This is a genomic window from Deinococcota bacterium, from assembly GCA_030858465.1.
In the GTDB taxonomy this organism is placed as follows: Bacteria; Deinococcota; Deinococci; order Deinococcales; family Trueperaceae; genus JALZLY01.
This window is the reverse complement of sequence record JALZLY010000143.1, coordinates 1-7,002: the sequence shown is the minus strand read 5'-3', so window position 1 is coordinate 7,002 and position 7,002 is coordinate 1. Positions and strand designations below refer to the sequence as shown.

Sequence of the window (7,002 nt, the reverse complement as noted above, 5' to 3'; positions counted from 1 at the left end):
AGGCTGCTCTCCTTCCCCCAACCCATCGTGCTCGCGGTGGTTACGCTTCTTTGCATCGTCGGCTCGTACGCCATTCAAAACAGCCCCTTCGACATCGGCGTCGCGCTCCTGGCTGGTGTCGCCGGTTACCTCCTGAAGAAGGCCGAGGTGCATCCCGCCCCCATCATCCTCGGGATCGTGCTCGGGCCGCTCTTCGAGGAGAACTTGCGCCGCTCGTTGTTGCTCGGCGACGGCAGTCTCCTGCCGTTTCTAACCCGCCCTCTGAGCCTAGGCATGATCCTCCTCGTCCTCACGGTAATCTTCGGGCCTCTCCTCGGCCGGAAGCTCAAGAAACCGAAACCCACCCCATAAAGGAACGCTTATGACGAAACACACGGTAGGCATCATCATGAACGGCGTCACCGGCCGCATGGGCACCAATCAGCACCTCATCCGCTCCATCGCCGCGATTCTGCAGCAGGGCGGCGTGCGCGTTGGCGAGAGCGAAGTCATCTGGCCCGAGCCCGTGCTGCTCGGCCGCAACGACAGCAAACTGCGCAACCTCGCCCACGCGCACGGCGTTGAGCGCTGGAGCACCGACCTGCAAGAATGCCTGAACGACCCGGGGCTGAGCGTCTATTTCGACGCGCAGATCACCGGCCGTCGCGCACCCGCCGTTCGCGCCGCCGTCCAAGCAGGCAAGCACATTTACTGCGAGAAACCCATCTCCGCAGACTTGGGGACTGCCCTCGAGCTCGCTCGGCTCGTCCGCGACGCCGGCGTCAAGAACGGCGTCGTTCAAGACAAGCTGTGGCTGCCCGGCCTCCTCAAACTGAAGCGCCTCATCGATTCGGGTTTCTTCGGCCGCATCCTGTCGGTACGCGGCGAGTTCGGCTACTGGGTTTTCGAGGGCGACTGGCAAGGTGCTCAGCGGCCCTCCTGGAATTACCGGAAGGAAGACGGCGGCGGCATCATCATAGATATGCTCTGCCACTGGCGTTACGTGCTCGACAACCTCTTCGGCAACGTCAGAGCTGTCTCCTGCCTGGGCGCCACCCACATCCCCGAGCGTATCGACGAAGAGGGGAAGCCCTACCGGGCCAGCGCCGACGACGCCGCCTACGCGACCTTCGAGCTCGAGGGGGGCGTCATCGCGCACATCAACTCGTCGTGGTGCGTGCGTGTCTACCGCGACGAGCTCGCCACCTTCCAGGTGGACGGCACCCACGGCAGCGCCGTCGCCGGTCTTCGCGACTGCAAGGCGCAATCCCGTGTGACCACCCCCAAGCCCGTCTGGAACCCCGACGTTCCCAACCCCTTCGATTTTTACGAAGACTGGCAGGACGTGCCCGACAACGCGCTGTTCGACAACGCCTTCAAGGTGCAATGGGAATTGTTCCTCCGGCACGTCGCCCTGGACGAGCCGTTCAGGTGGGATCTGCTCGAGGCCGCCAAGGGCGTGCAGCTCGCTGAGCTCGGCCTGAAGTCGTGGTCCGAGCGGTGCTGGTGTGATGTGCCGGAGCTTGAGCTGTGAGCGCCGCCCCGGCGACCAGGCTCGCGCTTCCCCGGGCGGACGGTTCGACCTACCCCTACACGGTGATGGGAGGCTCGACCTTCGCGCCGCCGGCATCGCCTCTCCAGAGCCGCGCCGCCTACGCGGCGGCGCACCTGGTCGCCGATCCGTTAGCCGACAACCACCCCGGAAGCAGGGCCGTCATAGACTGGGACAGCACCCTCGCCTACCGGCGGCACCTCTGGCGCTACGGCTTCGCCGTCGCCGAAGCCATGGACACCGCGCAACGCGGCATGGGACTGGACTGGGACGGCGCCAAAGAACTCATCCGCCGCTCGAGCGCCGAAGCGAAGGCGGTGGGGGGAAGGGTCGCCTGCGGGGCAGGCACCGACCACCTCACTCCCTCTCCCCACCTGAGCCTGGACGAGGTCATCCGCGCCTATGAAGAACAGTGCATCTTTGTCGAGGGAGAAGGCAGCCGCATCATCCTGATGGCCAGCCGCGCGCTCGCAGCCTGCGCCAAAGGAGCTGACGACTACCTCAAAGTGTACGATCACATCCTCTCCCAGGTCGCCGAGCCAGTCATCATCCACTGGCTCGGCGACCCCTTCGATCCCACCCTCGCCGGCTATTGGGGTTCGCACGACCTCTCCGCGGCGATGGAGGGCTGTCTCGAGATCATTCATGCGCACCCCGCGAAGATCGACGGCATCAAGATCTCGCTCTTGGACGCCCGCCGCGAGATCGACATGCGCCGACGCCTGCCCCAGGGCGTGCGCATGTACACCGGCGACGACTTCAACTACCCCGCGCTCATCCGCGGCGACAACGAAGGTTACAGCGACGCCCTGCTCGGCATCTTCGATGCGATCGCGCCGGCGGCCTCCACTGCCATCGCCGCGCTCGACGCTGGAGACGCCGAGACATATGAGGCTATCCTCGAGCCGACCGTTCCTCTGAGCCGGCATATCTTCCAGAAGCCCACCTTTTACTACAAGACAGGCATCGTTTTTCTCGCCTATCTGAGCGGCCACCAGTCCCACTTCCGCATGGTCGGCGGTCAAGAGAGCGCCCGCTCCGCCCCTCACCTCGCTGAGCTGCTCGTGCTGGCCGACGAAGCGGGCCTCATCGGCGACCCCGAAAGGGCGGCGCGGCGCATGCGGAGCGTCCTGGCGCTCGCGGGCGTTGCCTCGTGATCGACCGGCTGAGCCTCAACCAGGCCACCACCCAAAACTGGACCGTCGAGGAGGCCGTCGACGGCTGCGCCCGAGCGGGTATTCCTTGGATCGGCCTGTGGCGCGAGAAGGTCGCCGCGCAGGGCCTCGCCGAGAGCGCCAGGCTCGCGCGGGACGCGGACATCAAGGTCTCGAGCCTGTGCCGCGGCGGTTTCTTTCCCGCTGCAACCGAGGCCCTACGCAGGGAACGCATCGAAGACAATGAGCGCGCCCTCGACGAGGCGGCCGAACTCGGCGCGGACGTGCTGGTGCTGGTGTGCGGCGGGCTGCCTGAGGGCAGTAGGGACCTGGACGGGGCAAGGCAGATGGTCGAGGACGGCCTCGCCGCGCTCGTCCCCCACGCCGCCGAACGCGGCGTGGGGCTCGGCATCGAACCGCTCCATCCCATGTTCACCGCGGACCGCTCGGTCATCTCGAGCCTCGGGCTTGCCAACGACATCTGCGAGCGCTCAAGCTCAGTTAAAGTCGGCGTCGTCATCGACGCCTACCACGTCTGGTGGGACCCGCAGGTTTATAAGGAGATCGCTCGAGCCGCTCCCTACACGCTTGGCTTCCACGTGAACGACTGGCTGGTGCCCACGCCCGATTTGCTCCTCGGGCGCGGTATGATGGGTGACGGCGTGATCGAGCTGCGGCGCCTCCGGGCCGCCGTGGACGGGGCGGGTTACCGCGGCCCCATCGAGGTGGAGATCTTCAACAACGACATCTGGAACACCTCTGGCGAACGGATCCTCGAGCTCGCCAAGGAAAGGTATATCGCGGAGGTCACCTAGTAGCTGCGCCTGGCGCCCTATAGAAGGTGAACGTGGGGCGACAAGACCACTCCGCGTTGTTTGGGAGCCGGGGTGATGGAGGAGACGTGCCACAGCTGACGTACCGGAGCAAAAAAGATTATGTCTACGGTTCTCTGCGAGCGGAGATCTTGAGCGGTTGCCGCAAGCCCGGGTCCCGCCTGATCATCGACGATCTCGCCGCCGAACTCGGTGTCAGCCCTATCCCCGTACGCGAGGCCCTGCAGGGGCTCCAGGCGGACGGCTATGTCGTCATTCAGCCGTATGTCGGCGCCAAAGTGGCGGAGATGCAGATCGACTCGGTCCATGAGATCTTTGCGCTGCTCGAGGCGATGGAAGTGGTCAGCGGTCGCGCCGCTTGCGAGCGCATGACGGACCAAGACCTGGGCACGCTCGAGGAGATCATCTCGCGCATGGACGGCCTGGTAGACGACCCGGAGGCGTGGTCGCGCGAGAACCTCGCGCTGCACGAGTTCATCTGCACGTGCGCAGGCAGCTTCCTGACCGAGGCGCTCTTGCGCAAGGCGATGGAGCATTGGGACCGCTTGCGGCGTTACTACTTTGCTGATGTCTTTACTCACCGCGTGAGGCAGTCTCAAGAGGAGCACCGGGAGATTTTGACGGCGCTGCGTTCGCGTGACTTGGCCGTGGTCGAGCGGGTCATTCGGGTCCATAACCAGCAGGCGCTGGCGGCCTATGTCACTCATCTCTGCGAGGTCGAAGCCTGACCCGATGCCTGTACCCGATGCCTGTAGCTGCGCTCGCTGGAACGGGGCACCGGCCGCGGTCAAGCCGCGGTCACGGTGCAGGCGCACGGTCCGGCTCGAGGCGCTGCCAGGCCAGCACCTCGAGCAGGCCGCGAATATAACCGATCGAGCGAGCGGCGACCGCGGGCCCGTCGGGTTCGTAGACGAAGGGTTCGACGCCGACGGCCCCGGCGTAATGGTTGCGCGCGAGGCTAGCGAAGACGGGTGCAAAAAGATCCCCACCCTGTCCGGGACCGCGCCGGTTCCTGTCATTGACGTGAACGTGGCCGATCATGCCGGTGGGAAGCCAGCGGTCCAGGAGCTCGGCGATGGTCGCGGTCTCGCTCAGGCGGGCGGCGCGACAGTCCAACATGGTGCGGACGGCGGGACTGGCGACGGCCTCCACGATCTCGACCGCCTCTTGGAGAGTAGTGATGAAGCTGGTCTCCTGACGGGAGAGAGGCTCGATGCAGTAGGTCACGCCCGCCCTTTCGGCGTCCGCCGCGATGGCCGCAAAGGCGTCGCGCCCCCTCAGCGCCGCATCCGGGTCGCCCTCGGTTTGACGCTGAGCCGGCGAGCCGTGGACGAGCATCCTGCCGCCCAGCGAAGCGCAGAGGTCGATGAGCCGGCGCATTACCTCGAGGGTGCGTCGTCGCCGTCCTTCGTCCGCCGTGGTAATGGACAGGCCCTGTGGCGTGATGAGGAGCCAGTGCAGGCCGGTAATCTCGATGCCCGCGTCGGCAGCGGCCCGGCGCAGTTCGGCTCGAGCGTGGGAACCGAGCAAGTGCGGCTCGTCTCCCAGGGTGAAGGGCGCCAGCTCGAGGCCGTCGTAACCGAGCGCGGCGGCAAAGTCGCACTGGGCGGCGAAGGACATGCCGTCCAGGACCTTGTTGCCCAGGACCTTGTTGCCCAGAACCTCGTTGCAGAGCACGATCTTCACGCGTCCATCTTCCTTTCTCAAGACCTGCCCAAGAGGCGTTGTCCAAGTCCCTTGAGGGCCCTCGTGACGGGTCCTATACCCAGCACGAAGGTGAGCAGGATGGTGACCCAAAGAACCATGCTGATGGGCCTCGAGAAGAAGGGCGCCAGGTCCCCGCCGCTCAGCACCAAACCGCGGCGTAAATTGAGGTCGAGAAGCGGCCCCAGGACGACCCCGAGGATCAGCGGAGCCATGGGGAACTTCAGCTCCCGGAGCACGAAGCCGAGGACGCCGAAACCCAGCATCACCCAAACATCGAAGACGCGGCTGGCGATGGCGAAGGAGCCGACGGTGCAGAGCACGAAGATGACGGGCATGAGCTTGATAGGCGACACCCGCAAGATGAGCAACAGGGGTTTGGTGAGGAGCAGGCCGTAAAAGAGGATGGCGAGGCTGGCGCAGAGGATCATCGCCGTGACCTCGAAGATGAAACGTGGCGACTCGATCATGATGAGCGGTCCGGGCCGGACGCCGTGAATAAACAGCGCGGCAAGCAAAACCGCGGCCGGCGCCGAACCGGGAACGGCGAGCGTGAGGACGGGAATGATCGCGCCCGGAACGGCGGCGCTGTTGCCGGTTTCAGCGCTCATCAGCCCCTCGATCGAGCCCTTGCCGAACCCCTCCTTTTCCTTGCTGGCGTTGCGGGCCAGGGCGTAGGAAACCCAGGCGCCCATGTCCTCGCCGACCCCCGGAATGAGACCCATGAAGGTGCCGGTGACGCCCGAGCGGATGATGGTTCGCCAGTACCGCAGCACCTCGGCGATGCGTGGGATGACCGAATCGGTCGCGCTTTTCACCGCCTGATAAGCCGGGTTTTTCATCACCACGAGAACCTCGGCGAAACCAAACATGCCGACCAGTACGGGCAAGAGCCCGAAACCGCCGGCCAAGTCGGTACTGCCGTAACTAAAGCGCGGGTAGGCGTGGATGCTCTCCTGGCCGACCATGGCGATGAGCAGTCCCAGAAAGCCGGCGATCCAGCCCTTCAAGGGGTCGTCGAGCGCCGTCAGGCGACCCGAGATGACGACGCCGAAGACGGCGAGCCAGAAAAACTCGAACGACTGAAATCTCAAGGCGGCTTCCGCCAAGAGGGGCGCGAAGATCGCCAAGAGGATCATGCCGATGATGGTTCCCAGCACCGAGCCGGTCGTGGCGATGCCCATCGCCTTGCCCGCCAAACCGGCTCGAGCGAGCGGGAAGCCGTCGAGGGCTGTGGCGGCATTCGCGGGCGTACCGGGAATGTTGAGAAGGATGGCGCTGCGGCTGCCGCCGTAGATCGCCCCCACATAAAGACAGATGAGGACGAGAATGGCGTCGCCAACCGCCATATTGAAGGTGAGGGTGGTCAGGAGCGCCAGGCCCAGCGTCGCCGTCAAGCCGGGCAGCATACCGATCACGATGCCCAGGAGCGTTGCCCAGAGAATATTGAAGAGGTTCCCCCAGCTCAGGAAGCCGACGAAAGCCTCGGCAAAATACTGCAGTCCCTCCACAAGCCTCCTAGGGTAGCCGGACCAGGAACAGGCGCTCGAAGATGAAGGTCACCAGGCCCGCGACCAGGGCTGCTTGCAGCAGCGCCAAGGCCAGCACCCTTGCCCGCGAGCTCGCCGTGGGCCACTCGAAGACGGTGATGAACAAGAAGACGAACAAGAAGGTGGCGAGCCAGTAGGGGAGCAGGCCGACCAGTCCCGCACCGTAGCCCAAGGTCAGCAGGAGAGTGAGGAGGGTGCGGCGCGCCCCTTCGCCGCTGAGCAGGCCGGGT

8 protein-coding genes are annotated in these 7,002 nt (G+C 65.3%); 5 read left to right on the top strand and 3 right to left on the bottom strand.

Going from position 1 to position 7,002, the window contains the following annotated elements; genetic code table 11:
* The 5 genes from M3498_06785 to M3498_06765 form a co-directional block, all read left to right on the top strand.
* The coding region (locus M3498_06785) for a tripartite tricarboxylate transporter permease (GenBank protein MDQ3458989.1) at window positions 1-351 on the top strand (351 nt) is incomplete at its 5' end.
* A gap of 10 nt (window positions 352-361) precedes the next feature.
* Window positions 362-1,513, top strand: a complete 1,152-nt coding sequence (locus M3498_06780) for a Gfo/Idh/MocA family oxidoreductase (protein ID MDQ3458988.1) — start codon at window positions 362-364, stop codon at window positions 1,511-1,513.
* Window positions 1,514-1,578: 65 nt separating this feature from the next.
* On the top strand, window positions 1,579-2,688 hold the full coding sequence (locus tag M3498_06775) for a dihydrodipicolinate synthase family protein (protein MDQ3458987.1): 1,110 nt from the start codon (window positions 1,579-1,581) through the stop codon (window positions 2,686-2,688).
* On the top strand, window positions 2,685-3,500 hold the full coding sequence (locus tag M3498_06770; protein MDQ3458986.1) for a sugar phosphate isomerase/epimerase: 816 nt from the start codon (window positions 2,685-2,687) through the stop codon (window positions 3,498-3,500). Before M3498_06775 ends, M3498_06770 begins: the two co-directional genes overlap by 4 nt.
* Window positions 3,501-3,586: 86 nt before the next feature.
* Window positions 3,587-4,246, top strand: coding sequence for a GntR family transcriptional regulator (locus tag M3498_06765; GenBank protein ID MDQ3458985.1), 660 nt, complete (start codon window positions 3,587-3,589; stop codon window positions 4,244-4,246).
* Between the two features lie 70 nt (window positions 4,247-4,316).
* Here the strand turns inward: M3498_06765 and M3498_06760 are convergent, their stop codons facing one another.
* The 3 genes from M3498_06760 to M3498_06750 form a co-directional block, all read right to left on the bottom strand.
* On the bottom strand, window positions 4,317-5,204 hold the full coding sequence (locus M3498_06760; protein MDQ3458984.1) for a sugar phosphate isomerase/epimerase: 888 nt from the start codon (window positions 5,202-5,204) through the stop codon (window positions 4,317-4,319).
* Between the two features lie 17 nt (window positions 5,205-5,221).
* Window positions 5,222-6,724: a tripartite tricarboxylate transporter permease gene (locus M3498_06755; GenBank protein ID MDQ3458983.1), complete on the bottom strand. Its 1,503-nt coding sequence runs from the start codon at window positions 6,722-6,724 to the stop codon at window positions 5,222-5,224.
* A 16-nt stretch (window positions 6,725-6,740) separates the two neighbouring features.
* Window positions 6,741-7,002 (bottom strand): hypothetical protein (locus tag M3498_06750; protein ID MDQ3458982.1); only part of this gene is annotated, 262 nt, incomplete at its 5' end.